We start from the raw sequence: 15,574 nt of genomic DNA, 5'->3' as shown, positions 1-15,574 counted from the left end.
GGCCGATTACAGCGGGCCGACCGCTCCGCACGCCTTGTTGGCGGCGTGCTTTTGCAATACCGGCAGCTGCGGACGCGGCTTACCGTTTTTGACGTCCAGCGACAACGGATAGTCGTTCCACCAGGGCCCGGCTGCCCAGTAGGTGCTCGGAATGCAATGCTGGCCCAGATAACGGAGCAGGTTGTCCGTCGCGGCGACGGCCGAGGGTGAGAAGTCCGGTGCGCCGTGTTCGCCGATAAAGCCTCGCAGGCGGTACTTGCTAAGCCATTCGACGAAAGGCTTGGCTCTGACCACGCCGATCATCGGGTCATAAACCTCGTTCCTGTTCGTGTAGTAGCCGGAGTAGTCCTTGTCGAAATACAGGTGGGCTTCGAACATCAGGTTGTTTTTCGCATCGCGCATCCAAGGGTCGCTGACCAGCTTGGTGTTATAGGACGGCCAGTGGAACGCGCTCGACCAACGATCGCCGGCGATGATCACCCAGCGCTGCGAATCGACGCTGCGAATGCTTTTCGCGGCCGCAAGGGCGGCGACGGGCCACTTGCCGTTGGTGGTGTGCGGCTCGTTCATCAAACCGTAGCCATAGACCGCCGGGTGATTGGCGACCTGCTGCGCGATACGCTTCCAGGTATCGGCGAAGGCGCTCACCGGTACTTCATTGGAGCCAATCATCTTTCCGTAGTAGCGATAGTAGTTATGCATGTCGAGGATGACCTGCATGTCGTATTTCCTGGCATGGTTGAGCGTCGCCAGAAGACGTCCCAGCTCGGCGCGGTTCAATTCGCCGTTAAGCCGCGGTTGGATGCGCTCCCAGCGAAACGGCAGGCGTACCAGCTTCAGGTTGCGTTCGGCGTAGCGTTTGAAGTCCGCTTCGCCGGGGTAGATGTACTGCTTCAGATAGGTGCCGGGTAGCGCGACGTCGGCGCCGAATTCGGCACCCGCCAGGTTGATGCCCACCAGATTGATCGGGTTTGCCGGCGCGCCGCCGGTAGCGGGTGTCTGGCTGCCGGCGTTCGGGGTCTGCGTGTTGAATCCCGTGTTGCTGACCGAGACGGTGCGCGGATAGCCCACGGCCTTACCGTTGAGGGTGCCGCCATCGACCATGACGGTCATGTTACCGCCAGATTGGTAGATCAGCTTGATGGTGCGAATCTGGCCATCGGCGAATCGGATCTTCGCGCCTTTATGGAATGCGGCCTTGTTCTCAGCCGTCGCCTTGACCGATACGCCGTTGAACTTGCTGGTGTTGTAGATGCCATTGACGAAGTCGCCGCCGTTGAAGGCGTTCAGTGCCACGACTTGAGCTGGCGTCTGGTTCGCAGGCGGCGTGACCACGGGCGTAGAGGGTTGACTCGGCGCGGACGGGGCCGGGGTTGGTGCCGCCGTGCTGGTAGTCGAGAACAATTTGTTCGGGTAGCCGAGCGTACCGCTGAGGGTGCTGCCCGAGAGCATCACGCTCATGTTGCTGCCGGAAGTGTACACGGCGGTAATGGTGCGGATCTGGCCGTTTGCGATTTTCACCGAGGCGCCGGGTTTGAATACAGAGCGGTTGGTGGTGTTCAGGGGAATCGAGAAGCCCGCCGACTTACGCCACACCCCGTTCAGCCAGTCGCTGTTGGTGTAGTTGTTGATGGCGCTGCTGTGGGTCGTCGTGCTCGGCGTCGGTGCGGATGTCGCCGGCGGCGTGCTGGAAACCGGCGCCGAGTCCAGCGCTGCAACGGTGCGTGGATAGCCGGCGGCCGCAGCGTCGAGCGTTGCACCCGACAGCATCACGCTCATGTGGGCGCCGGAAAAATAGACGACCTTCACGGTGCGAATCTGGCCATTCGCCAGCCTCACCTGCGCACCTTTCTTGAAAGCTGCTTTGCTGGCTGACGTCGCTGGAATGGAGAACCCGGCGGACTGGCGCCAGATGCCCTTGTTCCACTGGGGGCTGGTGAAGTCATTGACCTGAGCGGTGGCGACGGTCTGAAGGGTGTTCGTTGTTGACGTGGCTGCGTATGCCTGCTGGATCGGCGTCGCGACCCCGAACATGGCGGCCAGCACGACGGCACCCAGTACCGCCCTTGGCACGTTCGAAACTGCTCTGAGGGACATTGATATCTCCGGACTTAATACGACAAAAGGCACGAGTGCCTTTTAAAAAATTCGGAAGCATTCCCGGAGTGATGTAACAAACGAAGCACTGCCGACGACGCCACCTAATACACAACGCAGCGAAACGACGGAGCCGGCGACTCGCTTTGTATGGATAGGCGTTATATAGATCGAACAACGGATAGTAAAATTATTTTGGCGCCGGTAAGTCGCCAATAACCATATCTTTGATTATTTAATTGCATAGTGACATTATTTGATAGCAATCAGCTATTAGTTATATGTGTACATAAATGGCTGATCTATAAGTGTTTTTAATTGTAGTTGCTGGAAGTGCGATTATTTCGCGCTGACAAGTGCCGTTTCGTTTGTTAGTTCTGTTAGGCGGAGGTAGCGATGATTGTTTATTACAGGATGTTTCGCGAGGAGCAAGATAAGAGAACAAGCGAAGCGTTAACGACGCACTTGTAGGCGCTGCAATAAAACGCGTTAGATGAAAGAGCGGCACTTCTGGGAGTGTGCTTCGGCATGTAAACGCAGCAGCCGGGAGGCTGAATGGCCCAGTTGACCGAGGCGGTTAACGCGCCTGATTCAGACTGTCGAAAGTCAGCTCCAGCGCCTTGCGCATGTCCAGCCGAGCCGAGCGGCCGATGTCCTGATTGTTCAGCTGATAGCTGCGCTCCGATGGCAGGATCGGTGCGGTCAGGTCGTCGGCCTCTGCCGCTTCGAAATCATGGTCGCGGCCGATGGTCAGTGCGCTGCGGCGCAGCAGCTCACGCAGCTGATCAGGTGCAAGCTGCGGATTGATCGAGAGCATCGCCGCAACGACCCCGGTCACCATCGGCGTGGCGTATGAAGTGCCGCAATGCACGTCGCCGCGTTTGCCGGGTTCCAGCGTTGCAGCGCGGGTGCAGGCCGAGGCGGTGATGTCGACACGCATGTCGACATTCGACGAAGGCCGTTTGGTGACGTATTCGGGATGCGTGACCGGAACGTCACGCTTGCCGTTGCGCTGGTGGCCCCCGACGACCAGCAATTGCTCGGTGATGAACGAGGAGGGCAGCCGGTAGTCGTCCTGGCCGGAATGGGCCGAGCCATTGCCCGCAGAGTTCACCACCAGCACATCGGGATGCTCGCGGCGCAGCCAGAGAAAGAACTCCTCGAGCAATTCCTCGTAGCCGCTCATGGCAATGCCGGAGCGAATCAGCGAATCGACCTCTTCGCCCTCGACGTCCCGCGCGCCAACGCGGTGGATGCCCCAACTCCAGTTCAGTACTCGCACACCGTCCTCGACCAGATTGACCGAGGCGGCGACGTTGGCGGTGATGCCAGCATCGGAGTTGCGCTCGACGATGACCTCGAAGCCGGCGCTGGCCGGTTCCAGTGCGCTCAGAAAGCCGCTGTCGCCGGGTTCCTCACTGCGCGCGGCGAGAATGCCGGTTACCGTGGTGCCGTGCTCGGTGGGGTCTTCAGCATCCCTGGCGTAGACGCAGGTGCGCGGCGCCTGCGGTTCGCAATCACCGATGTACTGGGCGAATTCGGGCGAGTCGAAGTCGAGATTGCGTTCGATGACGCCGATGCGCACCGGATGCATCTTGGCCGAGCTCTGTTGGGCCGGCAGGCGATGCCGGTAATAATCCACGGCGTCGAGGAACCGATTGGCGACCCATTCACTGTTCCGGGGCTTCTTGCCACGGTCCTGTTCCACCGGCTCCTCAGGGCCGGATTCTTCGACGACCACCGCATCCACGCTCACCTCACTACCCAGACGCAGCACCATGGCGTCTCGCTCGGTCAGGTCTTTCACCGGCAGGCGCAACTGATAGGTATTGAGCGGTGCGATGGCGCCGACCACTTCGGCGCCATATTTGCTGGCCAGGCGGCGCGCTTCGTCCAGGCCGTCGTGGTTTTCTTCGATGATCAGGCTGATCAGGTTCAGATAGGTATTCAGCCCGTCCATGTTCTTCGCCACCTCGTCAGGGCCCGCCGCCAGCACATGGCTGCCGTTCAGTGACAGCCACACCGGGTTGCTCCGGCGTTCGCCCTGTTCGAGCCAGAGCGGTCCGCTCTGGTGCTCAGCCTTACGCAGCGACAGGCGCAGGTTGCCTTCGCCGGTCGGCGAGCTTTCGACCGGTTTTCCGCCGAGCATCAACCTGGTCTCGCCGTCGCCGAGCCCGGTACCGCGCAGGCAGAAGGTCAGCAGATCGGTGGCGAAGAGGTCACCGCAGCGTTGTACCTCCTTGATGCGTAACGGAGCGGGCTCGGCCATTGCCGGGCTCGGATTCAACGCTCCGAGCACAAGACCGATCGACAGGAAAAGCCGTGCTGTCCTCATTGCCGACATTGCAGATAGTGCACGCTGAACAGGTCGCGGGAATCGGTCCATTGACCACTGCAGTCGAAGCCAGCGCTATTGGCCAGGTCGGCGAAAGATCCCAAGGTGTACTTGTAGGAGTTCTCGGTGTGCAGGCTTTCGCCGGCATCGAAATGAAAGCGCTGGCCTTCGATGGTCACGTCCTGTGCCTCGCGGCTGACCAGGTGCATCTCGATGCGCGAATCCTGTTCATTGAAGAAAGCCCGGTGGGTAAAGCGTGAGGGGTCGATATCGCTATCCAGCTCTTGGCGGATGCGCTGCAACACGTTGAGGTTGAAGGCCGCCGTCACGTGAGCACGGTCGTTATAGGCCGCCTCAAGCACATCTCTGTCCTTGACCAGGTCGACGCCAATCAACACGCCACCACCGGGCGGAAGGATTTCGTGCAGGTGGCCGAGCAGCTTGCGAGCCTCCAGTGGAGTGAAATTGCCGATGCTTGAACCGGGGAAAAACACCAGCGGATGGTGAAGCTTGAAATCGTCCGGCAGCTTCAGCTCGTCAGAGAAATCAGCGCACGCCGCATGCACCTCCAGCCAGGGGTAGTCCGCCGCCAGACGCTGGGTGCTGGTGAGCAGAAAGTCTTCGGAGATGTCGATGCCCAGATAGCTGACCGGTCGCAGGCCTTCGAGCAGCAGGCGCACTTTGCGGCTGGCGCCGCTGCCCAGTTCGATCAGGTCGGTCTGTGGCCCGGCGATCTCGAGGATGTCGTTCGCTGCGTCTGCAAGAATCTTTTCCTCGGTGCGGGTCACGTAGTACTCCGGCTGCAGACAGATCTGCTCGAAAAGCTCGGAGCCGCGCCGGTCATAGAAGAACTTCGGCGAGATTCGCTTGGGCGCCGCGGCGAACCCCGCCAGCGCTTCGTCACGCAAGGACGTATCGTGTGCCGGTTGTGTCTGGTCATGGAAATGAACGGCTAATGCCATTGGTCATAGCTCCCTGGCCAGGCGCAGCCCGGCGAATTGCCAGCGCATGGCCGGTTGGAAAAAGTTGCGGTAGGTGGCGCGGATATGGGCTTCCGGCGTAGCGCAGCAGCCGCCGCGCAGGACCATCTGGCCGGACATGAATTTGCCGTTGTATTCGCCCAGGCTGCCTTCCAAAGGATGGAAACCGGGGTAGGGGCGGTAGGCACTGGCAGTCCATTCCCAGACATCACCGAACAGTTTCGCCGGCCCTTCATTGGGCGTGTTCGCCGCGACTGGCTGTAGATGGTCGCTCTCGAGAAAATTGCCGCGCAGTGGCTGGTCCGTCGCCGCGACTTCCCACTCGGCCTCGCTGGGAAGCCGGGCGCCGGCCCAGCGTGCGTAAGCATCGGCCTCGTAGAAGCTGACGTGGCAGACCGGCGCCTCCAGATCCAGTGGTCGTAGGCCGCCCAGGGTCATCTCATGCCAGGCATCGTCCAGGCGCTGCCAGTACAGCGGCGCGTGCCAGCCGCACTGCTGGATTTGCGCCCAGCCATCAGACAACCAGAGCTCGCTGCGGGCATAACCGCCATCGGCGATGAACGACAGATACTCTCGGTTGCTGATCGGCCGATCGGCCAACCGGAAATCCTCAAGGAACTGCCGATGCCGCGGTGTCTCGCAATCGAAGGCGAAGCCGCTATCGGCGTGGCCGATGTGGCGCACGCCACCGGCATAGTCGTGCCAGCGGAGACGGTCGTTGTGCAGTGTCGGCGCCGACTTCAGGTCGCTCCGGTAAACCGGGTGCAAGGGGTTCTGCGCCAGGATGTGTTTGATGTCCATCAGCAGCAGTTCCTGATGCTGCTGTTCGTGTTGCAAGCCCAGTTCCACCCGGCGCAGGATCTCGGCGGCATGCTGCTGTGGAGGATTGGCCAGCAGTTCGTCCATGGCACGGTCTACATGCTGGCGGAAGCGATACACCTCATCCACACCGGGCCGTGAGATCAGACCGCGTTGGGCTCGGGGAAAGGGCGTGCTGTGCGTTTCGTAGTAGGAATTGAACAGATGGTCATAGGTCGTGTCGAGCGGCTTGTAGCGCGCAAGATAGGGCTTGAGCAGGAAGGCCTCGAAGAACCAGCTGACGTGCGCCAGATGCCATTTCGGCGGGCTGACGTCGGGCATGCTCTGGATCACGTAGTCTTCGGTCTGCAAGGGTGCGCAGATCGCCTCGCTGGTGGCACGCACTTGTCGGTAGCGCTGCAGCAGATAGTCCAGCTCGGCGAGCGCCGGTTGCTGTTTTGGCTGTTCGGCCAGGTTGCCCATGGGCTTCCCCCTTGTTCGATACCCGAATGTTCAGCGCCTGGAACGGCCGGGAGGCTCTGCTATAGCGACCCGAAGCGAGGCGCAAAAGTTTCTGCTACTGCGAGAGCCTTGCATGGGTTAACGCCGCCTTTGATGACAGCAGCACGCATCCGATTGCGAAAGGTGCTGACGACCATTTGCTAAAAAACACGCCGAACGAACAGACGAGACGCCTTGGCACGCTCGTTGGGCCTCTACGCTCCGTCGGCTACCGGTTTTCGATCGGCGGGGTAGGCCGGATCAGCATCTCGTTGATATCCACATGTGCTGGCTGCGAGAGCGCGTAAACCACTGCCCGGCCGATGTCCTCGGGCTGCAGGGCATAGGCGGGCGGCTTGTCGAACAACGGTGTGTCGACCATGCCCGGCTCGATCAGCGTGACCCGCACGCCGGTGCCGCGTAATTCTTCGCGCACGCTCAGCCCCATCCCGGTGATCGCCCACTTGCTGGCGCTGTACATCGAGCCGGGAATGACGAAACGCCCGGCGGCGGAGCCGGTCAGGAGCAGGTGACCATGGCTGGCCTTGAGCGCCTCGAGACTGCAGCGTAGGGTCAGGCCGACGCCATAGACGTTGGTCAGTAACATCTCACGCCACACTTCAGGGTCGGCACCGCTGAAGCCACCCTCGCTGCCCGGTATGCCGGCGTTGGCGTAGACCGCATCGAGCTGTCCGAAATGGTCCAGCACCTGCTGCACCATGGCCTCCTGGTCTCCGTATTCCTTGACGTCGCAGCGGATCGCCAGCGCGCGCGCCGACCCGCCGAGATCGCTCACCAATTGCGCGAGCTTCTGTTCGGAGCGCGCCGCCAGCGCCACGCGATAACCCGCCTCGGCGGCCAGTCGGGCCGTGGCCGCGCCGATCCCGGAGGACGCGCCGGTAATCAGAAGAACGGAGTCGCTCATGTCATCCTCGCTCGGTGGCTGCTAAAGGCTTCAGTAGTTCGGTGGCGTTTCCGGAATGCCGGTGTCATCAGCGAGCACCGGCATGGTCCAGGGTTCGAGTCGATGATCCTTGTCCTCAACCTCCAGTCGCGCCTGCTCGATGACGCTGCCCAGATGTTGCGGGTTGCTGTATTGCTCCCTGGACACGCTGGGCACCCGCAGCACTTCGATGCCGCTGCCGGACATGACGGTAAAGCCGAAACTGTCTTCGTCCGGGTTGGCACTGGTCACGCAGCCGCATGGAAGGAAGGCTTCGCTGACCAGTTGCATCGCATCGTCGAGATTCAGTGGTGGGGTTCTCATGGCGTTCTCCGTCGTCTGACTGTCTGAAGTGGACCGCCGCGGCGAGCCGCCGTTTCCGGCAGGCGACGGGCTGCGCTTGCTCGCTCTTGTAGCCGAGCCGCGGCGGCAGCATATTCGGAGCATGAAACCGATCTCTGACTACGACCCGCTGGCCGCTTTCCACCCGGCGGTTGCCGGCTGGTTCAACCGCAGCTTCGCTGCTCCGACCCCGGCCCAGACGCGTGCATGGCCGCTGATCCGTTCCGGCCAGTCGACCCTGGTTGCGGCGCCAACCGGCTCGGGCAAGACCCTGACGGCTTTTCTCGCGGCCTTGGATCAGCTGGTCAAACAGAGCCTGGACGAAGGTGGCCTGCCGGACGAAACGGCGGTGCTCTACGTGTCGCCACTCAAGGCGCTGTCCAACGACATCCATCTGAATCTCGAGCAGCCGCTGTCAGGAATATCCGCCGAGCTGGAGCGACTCGGCCTGCCGACGCTGCAAATCCGGACGGCCGTGCGCACAGGCGATACCCCGCAAGCCGAGCGCGCGGCCATGCGCAAGCGGGTCCCGCATATCCTGGTGACCACCCCGGAATCCTTCTATGTGCTGCTAGGCTCCGAATCCGGCCGGCAGATGCTGGCGGGTGTGCGCAGCGTGATCGTCGACGAGATTCATGCGATTGCTGGCAACAAGCGTGGCAGTCACCTCGCCTTGTCACTGGAGCGGCTCGAAGCGCTCTGCGGGCGCCCGCTGGTGCGGGTCGGTCTGTCGGCGACACAGAAGCCCATTGAAGCGGTGGCCGATTTTCTCGTTGGTGTCGGGCGCCGCTGCGAAATCGTCGATATCGGTCATGGTCGCGCGCGCGACCTGGCGCTGGAGGTGCCACCGGTGCCGCTGGAAGCGGTGATGAGCAACGACGTATGGGCACTGGTTTACGACCGGCTGGCGGCGTTGGCTGGCGAGCATCGCACCACCTTGGTCTTCGTCAACACGCGCCGCATGGCCGAGCGCGCCGCGCGGCATCTCAGCGAGCGCCTCGGCAACGCGGTGGTGGCTGAGCACCATGGCAGCCTGGCGCGCGAACAGCGATTGGACGCCGAACAGCGGCTCAAACGAGGCGAACTGCGCGTGCTGATTGCTACCGCATCGCTGGAGCTGGGCATCGATATCGGCGATGTCGAGCTGGTCTGCCAGTTGGGTTCGCCGCGCTCGATCGCCGCCTTTCTGCAACGTGTCGGTCGGGCTGGACACCAGGTCGCTGGCGTCTCCAAAGGGCGATTGTTCCCCAGCTCGCGCGACGACCTGATCGAATGCGCCGCCTTGCTCGACAGCGTGCGTCGCGGTGAACTGGATAGGCTGGTGGTCCCAGACGCGCCGCTGGACGTACTGGCGCAGCAGATCATCGCCGAGGTGTCCTGCCGTGAATGGACCGAGGATGAACTACTGGCGCTGATCCGACGTTCGATGCCCTACGCGACCCTCGGCGAGGCGCGCTATCAGGCTTTGCTGACTATGCTCGCCGAGGGTTACACCACCCGCCATGGTGCGCGAGGCGCCTATTTGCATCGTGATGTGGTCAACCATAGCTTGCGTGGCCGGCGCGGCAGCCGGCTGACGGCGCTGACCTCCGGCGGAACCATCGCCGACAACGCCGATTACGCGGTGCTGCTCGAGCCGCAGGGCTTCAACATCGGCACGGTGAACGAGGATTTCGCCGTGGAGAGCCTGGCCGGCGACGTGTTTCAGCTGGGCAATACCGCCTATCGCATCATCAGGATCGAGCCCGGGCGGGTCCGGGTCGAGGACGCCCAAGGCCAGCCGCCGAACATCCCGTTCTGGCTGGGTGAGGCGCCAGGGCGCAGCGATGAGCTGTCGTTGGCGGTGGCGAGGCTGCGCGGCGAGATCGATGCGCGTCTGGGCGCCGCCGAAGCCTGCAGGCGCGAGCAGGCTCACGAGTATGAGTCGGCCTCGGCGTTGGCCGGCGAGCTGACGCCTGTAGAAACTGGCGGACGGCTTCAGCTCGCCATCGACTGGCTCACCGACTCCCTCGACCTGCCGGACGCCGCCGCTCGGCAGATCGTCGAATACCTGGCGCGCTCGCGTTCCGCGCTGGGCGCGCTGCCGACTCAGCAGCGGCTGATCATGGAGCGCTTCTTCGATGAGTCCGGCGGAACCCAATTGGTCATCCATTCGCCGTTTGGCAGCCGGATCAACCGCGCCTGGGGCTTGGCGTTGCGCAAGCGATTCTGTCGCACCTTCAACTTCGAACTGCAAGCCGCCGCGACCGAGGACGCGATTATCCTCTCGTTGTCCACCAGTCACAGCTTTCCGCTTGAGGAGGTGTGGCGGTACCTGCACTCCAATAGCGCCGAAGGCGTGCTGATCCAGGCACTGCTCGATGCACCGCTGTTCGGCGTGCGCTGGCGCTGGAACGCCACCACCGCGTTGGCGTTGCCCCGGATGGCGGGAGGACACAAGGTGGCGCCGCAGCTGCAGCGGATGAAAAGTGAAGACCTGCTCGCCACGGTCTTTCCCGATCAGGTGGCCTGCCTGGAAAACATCGTCGGCGAGCGCGAGATTCCCGAGCATCCGCTAGTGGCGCAGACGCTGGATGACTGCCTGCATGACGCCATGGACAGTAAGGGCTGGCTGGCTCTGCTGCGGCGCATCGAAAACGGCGAGATCGAAATCTTGGCGCGCGACCTGCCGACGCCATCACCGTTGGCAATGGAAGTGCTCGGCGCGCGCCCTTATGCCTTCCTCGATGATGCACCGCTGGAAGAGCGCCGCACCCAGGCGGTGCTCAATCGGCGCTGGACCGATCCTGAGTCCAGCGCCGACCTCGGTGCACTGGACGCCGCAGCCATCGACGCGGTACGTGAGGAGGCCTGGCCACAGGCGCGCCATCTGGACGAATTGCACGAAGCGCTGATGGGGCTGGGTTGCCTGGCCGAAGCCGATACGCAGGCCGATTCGCAGTGGCCTGCCTGGTTGAGCGAACTGGCCCGTGGCGGACGCGCGACCCGCATGCAGGTCGCGCAGGATCGCGCGCTCTGGCTGCCCATCGAGCGCCTGGCGCTGTTGCAGTCGATCTACCCCGGCGCTCGTTGCGAGCCGGCCCTGACGCCATTGCCAGGCTTCGACCAGCTGTCGAGCGAAGAAGACGCATTGGTCGAGCTGATCCGTGCGCGACTGACCGGCTTCGGCCCCTTGCCGGTCCCGCTGATCGCCAGGCCGCTGGCCTTGCCGGCGTCGGCCGTAGCGCTGGCGCTGACTCGACTGGAATCCGAAGGTTATGTGCTGCGCGGTCGCTTCACGCCAGGGGCAAGCGAGGAAGAATGGTGCGAGCGGCACTTGCTGGCGCGCATCCACCGCTACACGGTCAAGCGCCTGCGCCGCGAGATCGAGCCGGTGGAGCGCGCCGATTTCATGCGGTTTCTATTCGACTGGCAGCATCTTTCCGACGCGACACGAATGCAGGGGCGTGACGCGCTCGGCCCCGTGGTCGAGCAGCTTGAAGGCTTCCAGGCCGCCGCCGGGGCCTGGGAAAGCGAACTATTGCCTGCACGGTTGCACGACTACGGCGGCACCTGGCTGGACGAACTCTGTCGTGCCGGGCGTATCGTCTGGACCCGTCTGGCCGGACGTATCAAGGCCAGCAGCGGTCCTGTGCGCGGTACACCGATCGTCTTGCTGCCGCGCCGGCATCTGCCCGCCTGGCATGCGCTGGCCAGCGAAGCACCGCAGCCAGAACTGTCGTCACGCGCGCAGCGGGTGTTCGAGACATTGCAGGCGCAGGGCGCACTGTTCTTCGACGAGCTGCAACACGAGGCGCATCTGCTACGTAGCGAGTTGGAGGATGCGCTCGGCGAGCTGGTCGCCGTGGGATTGGTCAATGCCGACAGCTTCGCGGGCCTGCGCGCGTTGTTGGCGCCGGCGGCCAAGCGTCCGCGCGCTACGCGACAGAGCCGCGGCGGCGCGTTCATCGGCGGTATGGCCGATGCGGGGCGCTGGGCGCTGGTACGCAAGGGACCCGCTCCGATGGTCGATCCCACGCCGCTACGCCGATCATTCGATCCTGACGCCTTGGAACACATCGCCATGGTGCTGCTGCGCCGTTACGGCGTGGTGTTCTGGCGATTGCTGGATCGCGAAGCGGACTGGTTGCCGCCGTGGCGTGACCTGCTGCGCGTTTACCACCGGCTCGAGGCGCGTGGCGAAATTCGGGGCGGTCGCTTCGTTACCGGCCTGCCTGGCGAACAGTTCGCGTTGCCGGAGGCCGTCGGTCTGCTGCGCGAAATCCGCAAGCGGCCAACGTCAGGGGAAATGATCGCGGTCTCAGCGGTCGACCCGCTGAATCAGGTCGGGACCTTACTGCCGGGTGATCGCGTGCCAGCGATGGCGGGCAATCGAATTCTCTATCGCGACGGTGTCCCGCTGGGTTGGTTGATCGCCGGCAAACCGGAGCTGCTGGCGGAACTCGACGAAGACGATCAGCGCAAGGCGCGGCAACTGCTCGCGGTGACGCGCCGTTAGGTGCGAGGCTGCCAACGAAAAGGCCGGCTGCGAGCGCTCGCAACCGGCCTTCCGGACCCTCCAGGCCTGAATCAGCCGGCGACCAGCACCCGAATTGCCTCCAGGCGCAGTGCGGCTTTTTCCAGCATCGTCAGGCCTTCTTCACGCTGCTTGCGCAGAGCTTCGATCTCGCTGTCGCGCACGCTCGGATTGACCGACTGCAACGCGGTCAGGCGCGCCAACTCTTCGTCGAGACTGGCCTTGAGCTTGCGCTGCGCTTCGGCGACACGCTCGCTATGACGCGGGGCGATCTTGGCTTCGGCATCGGAAATCTGCACCGCCAATACATCGCGCTGGGCCTGGATGAATTTGTTGGCGCTGGCCCGCGGGACGCTTTCCAGCTGATCGGTCAGCGTCTCGAACGCGACTTTGGGTGCCAGGTCGTTGCCGTTCGAGTCCAGCAGGCAACGCAACGCCAGCGGCGGCAGGAAGCGATTGAGCTGCAGCGCACGCGGCGCCACCACTTCACTGACGAACAAGAGTTCCAGCAGGACGGTGCCGGGCTTGAGTGCCTTGTTCTTGATCAGCGCCACCGCGGTGTTGCCCATGGAGCCGGACAGCACCAGGTCCATGCCGCCCTGCACCATGGGATGTTCCCAGGTGAGGAACTGCATGTCTTCGCGCGCCAGTGCCTGCTCGCGGTCGTAGGTGATGGTCACGGCTTCGTCGTCGCCCAGCGGGAAGCTGGCGTCGAGCATCTTTTCGCTGGGACGCAGAATCAGCGCGTTCTCGGAATGGTCTTCGCTGTCGATGCCGAAGGCGTCGAACAGTTCTTCCATGTAGATCGGCAGGGCGAACTGGTCGTCCTGCTCCTCGATGGCTTCGACCAGCGCCTTGCCCTGTTCGCCACCGCCGGAATTGAGCTCCAGCAGACGGTCACGGCCGGCGTGCAACTCGGCTTCCAGCCGCTCGCGCTCGGCGCGGGCTTCGTCGATGAGTTTCTGGAATTCGTCGTCGTCACCTTCCTCCAACTGGTTCAGGAGGCGCGGGCCGAACTGATGCTGCAGGGCGTTGCCGGTGGGGCAGGTGTTGAGGAAGGCGTTCAGCGCTTCGTGATACCACTTGAACAGGCGTTCCTGCGGGCTGGTTTCCAGATAGGGCACGTGCAGCTGGATGATGTGCGCCTGACCGATCCGGTCGAGACGACCGATGCGCTGTTCCAGCAGGTCGGGGTGAGACGGCAGATCGAACAGCACCAGGTGATGGGCGAACTGGAAGTTACGGCCTTCACTGCCGATCTCGGAGCAGATCAGCACCTGCGCGCCGAACTCCTCGTCGGCGAAGTAGGCGGCGGCGCGGTCGCGCTCGAGGATGCTCATCCCTTCATGGAACACGGTAGCGGGGATGCCTGAGCGCACGCGCAGAGCGTCTTCGAGATCCAGCGCGGTCTCGGCGTGGGCGCAGATAACCAGCACTTTGAATTTCTTCAGCATCTTCAGGGTGTCGATCAGCCATTCGACACGCGGGTCGAACGTCCACCAGCGATTCTGCGCATCGGGTACTTCCTGCTGGGTCTGGAAGCTGACTTCCGGATACAGCTCTGCATGCTCGCCCAGTGGCAGCTCCAGATATTCGGCCGGGCAGGGGAGCGGATAAGGATGCAGCTGGCGCTCGGGGAAGCCGCGTACGGCGGCGCGGGTGTTGCGGAACAAGAGGCGGCCGGTGCCGTGGCGGTCGAGCAGTTCGCGGATCAATCGGCTGCTGGCTTCGATGTCGCCGTCGGTGGCCGCAGCGAGCAGCGCTTCGCCTTCGGCTCCGAGGAAATCGTGGATGGTCTGGTGCGCTTCCTGTGACAGGCGGCCCTCGTCGAGCAGCTCCTGTACCGCCTGGGCGACCGGCTGGTAGCTGGCGCTTTCGGCACGGAAGGCTTCGAGATCGTGGAAACGGTTGGGGTCGAGCAGGCGCAGGCGGGCGAAGTGGCTTTCCTGGCCCAGTTGCTCGGGCGTCGCGGTCAGCAGCAAGACGCCGGGAATCACTTCGGCCAGCTGTTCGACCAGCTTGTATTCGGCGCTGGCATCTTCCGGATGCCAGACCAGGTGGTGCGCTTCGTCCACCACCAGCAGATCCCAGCCGGCAGCGAAGGCGGCGTCCTGGGCACGTTCGTCGTCCTTCAGCCATTCCAGCGAGACCAGAGCCAGCTGAGTGTCTTCGAACGGGTTGCTGGCATCGCTCTCGATGAAGCGCTCGTCGTCGAATAGCGCGACCTGCAGATTGAAGCGGCGACGCATTTCCACCAGCCACTGATGCTGCAGGTTCTCCGGAACCAGGATCAGCACGCGGTTGGCGCGCCCCGACAGCAGTTGGCGATGGATCACCAGGCCGGCTTCGATGGTTTTGCCCAGACCCACTTCGTCGGCCAGCAGCACGCGCGGGGCGATGCGGTCGGCGACTTCGCGGGCGATGTGCAACTGGTGCGCGATGGGTTGCGCGCGCACGCCGCCCAGGCCCCAAAGTGAAGAGGTCAGCTGTTTACTCTGATTTTCCAGTGTGTGGTAACGCAGCTTGAACCAATTCAGCGGGTCTATCTGGCCAGCGAACAGGCGGTCGCTGGCGAGGCGGAACTGGATGAAGTTCGACAACTGGGTTTCCGGCAGAGTACGGGCTTCGTTCTGCGCGGTCAGACCGTGATAGACCAGCAGCCCGTCGACGTCGTCGACTTCGCGCACGGTCATCTTCCAGCCTTCGAAATGGGTGATTTCATCACCGGGAACGAAGCGCACGCGGGTCAGCGGGGCACTGCGTGCGGCGTATTGGCGGGTTTCGCCGGTCGCCGGGTAGAGCACGGTGAGCATCCGCCCATCCTGCATGAGGATGGTTCCCAGACCGAGTTCCGCTTCGCTGTCGCTGATCCAGCGTTGCCCCGGTAGATACTGCTGCGCCATGCTGCCTCCCGCCTGTGAAAAAAGCGCGCTATGGTAACGGAACCCTGCCGATAGAGCGACGACAGATGCCGATTCGATAGGCAGTGTAGCGTTGCTGTTAAAGTCGACCGCAATTCAGCCGATCAACTGGTGCAAGCCCGCATAAAGACACCGATCGAA

Annotated in this window: 8 protein-coding genes; 1 reads left to right on the top strand and 7 read right to left on the bottom strand. The window is 63.1% G+C overall.

Annotation, left to right across the window (positions count from 1 at the left end):
• Positions 1-6: 6 nt before the first annotated feature.
• The 6 genes from UF78_RS16205 to UF78_RS16180 all read right to left on the bottom strand — a co-directional run bounded on the left by UF78_RS16205 (position 7) and on the right by UF78_RS16180 (position 7,978).
• Positions 7-2,097, bottom strand: coding sequence for a glycoside hydrolase family 5 protein (locus UF78_RS16205; protein WP_045163228.1), 2,091 nt, complete (start codon positions 2,095-2,097; stop codon positions 7-9).
• 577 nt (positions 2,098-2,674) lie between these two features.
• Complete coding sequence (locus UF78_RS16200) at positions 2,675-4,432, bottom strand: S8/S53 family peptidase (protein ID WP_045163294.1); 1,758 nt, start codon at positions 4,430-4,432, stop codon at positions 2,675-2,677.
• A complete protein-coding gene (gene egtD / locus UF78_RS16195) occupies positions 4,429-5,394 on the bottom strand; it encodes an L-histidine N(alpha)-methyltransferase (protein WP_045163227.1) in 966 nt (321 codons plus the stop codon). Before egtD ends, UF78_RS16200 begins: the two co-directional genes overlap by 4 nt.
• A 3-nt stretch (positions 5,395-5,397) precedes the next feature.
• Positions 5,398-6,693, bottom strand: coding sequence for an ergothioneine biosynthesis protein EgtB (egtB, locus tag UF78_RS16190; RefSeq protein ID WP_045163226.1), 1,296 nt, complete (start codon positions 6,691-6,693; stop codon positions 5,398-5,400).
• A 247-nt stretch (positions 6,694-6,940) separates the two neighbouring features.
• Positions 6,941-7,636: an SDR family oxidoreductase gene (locus tag UF78_RS16185; protein WP_045163225.1), complete on the bottom strand. Its 696-nt coding sequence runs from the start codon at positions 7,634-7,636 to the stop codon at positions 6,941-6,943.
• A 30-nt stretch (positions 7,637-7,666) separates the two neighbouring features.
• Complete coding sequence (locus UF78_RS16180; RefSeq protein ID WP_045163224.1) at positions 7,667-7,978, bottom strand: hypothetical protein; 312 nt, start codon at positions 7,976-7,978, stop codon at positions 7,667-7,669.
• 121 nt (positions 7,979-8,099) lie between these two features.
• Here UF78_RS16180 and UF78_RS16175 point away from each other — a divergent pair, with 121 nt between their 5' ends.
• The gene (locus UF78_RS16175) at positions 8,100-12,494 is read left to right on the top strand and encodes a DEAD/DEAH box helicase (protein ID WP_080890645.1); all 4,395 of its coding nucleotides are present in this window, start codon (positions 8,100-8,102) and stop codon (positions 12,492-12,494) included.
• Positions 12,495-12,565: 71 nt separating this feature from the next.
• On the opposite strand, the gene rapA is transcribed toward UF78_RS16175, so the two are convergent.
• Positions 12,566-15,415 (bottom strand): RNA polymerase-associated protein RapA, encoded by a 2,850-nt coding sequence (gene rapA / locus UF78_RS16170; protein WP_045163223.1) that lies wholly within the window; start codon positions 15,413-15,415, stop codon positions 12,566-12,568.
• Positions 15,416-15,574 lie beyond the last annotated feature (159 nt).

The organism is Stutzerimonas stutzeri, assembly GCF_000952685.1.
Lineage (GTDB): Bacteria > Pseudomonadota > Gammaproteobacteria > Pseudomonadales > Pseudomonadaceae > Stutzerimonas > Stutzerimonas stutzeri_E.
The sequence above is the reverse complement of the archived record's forward strand: the minus strand, read 5'-3'. Positions and strand labels throughout refer to the sequence as shown.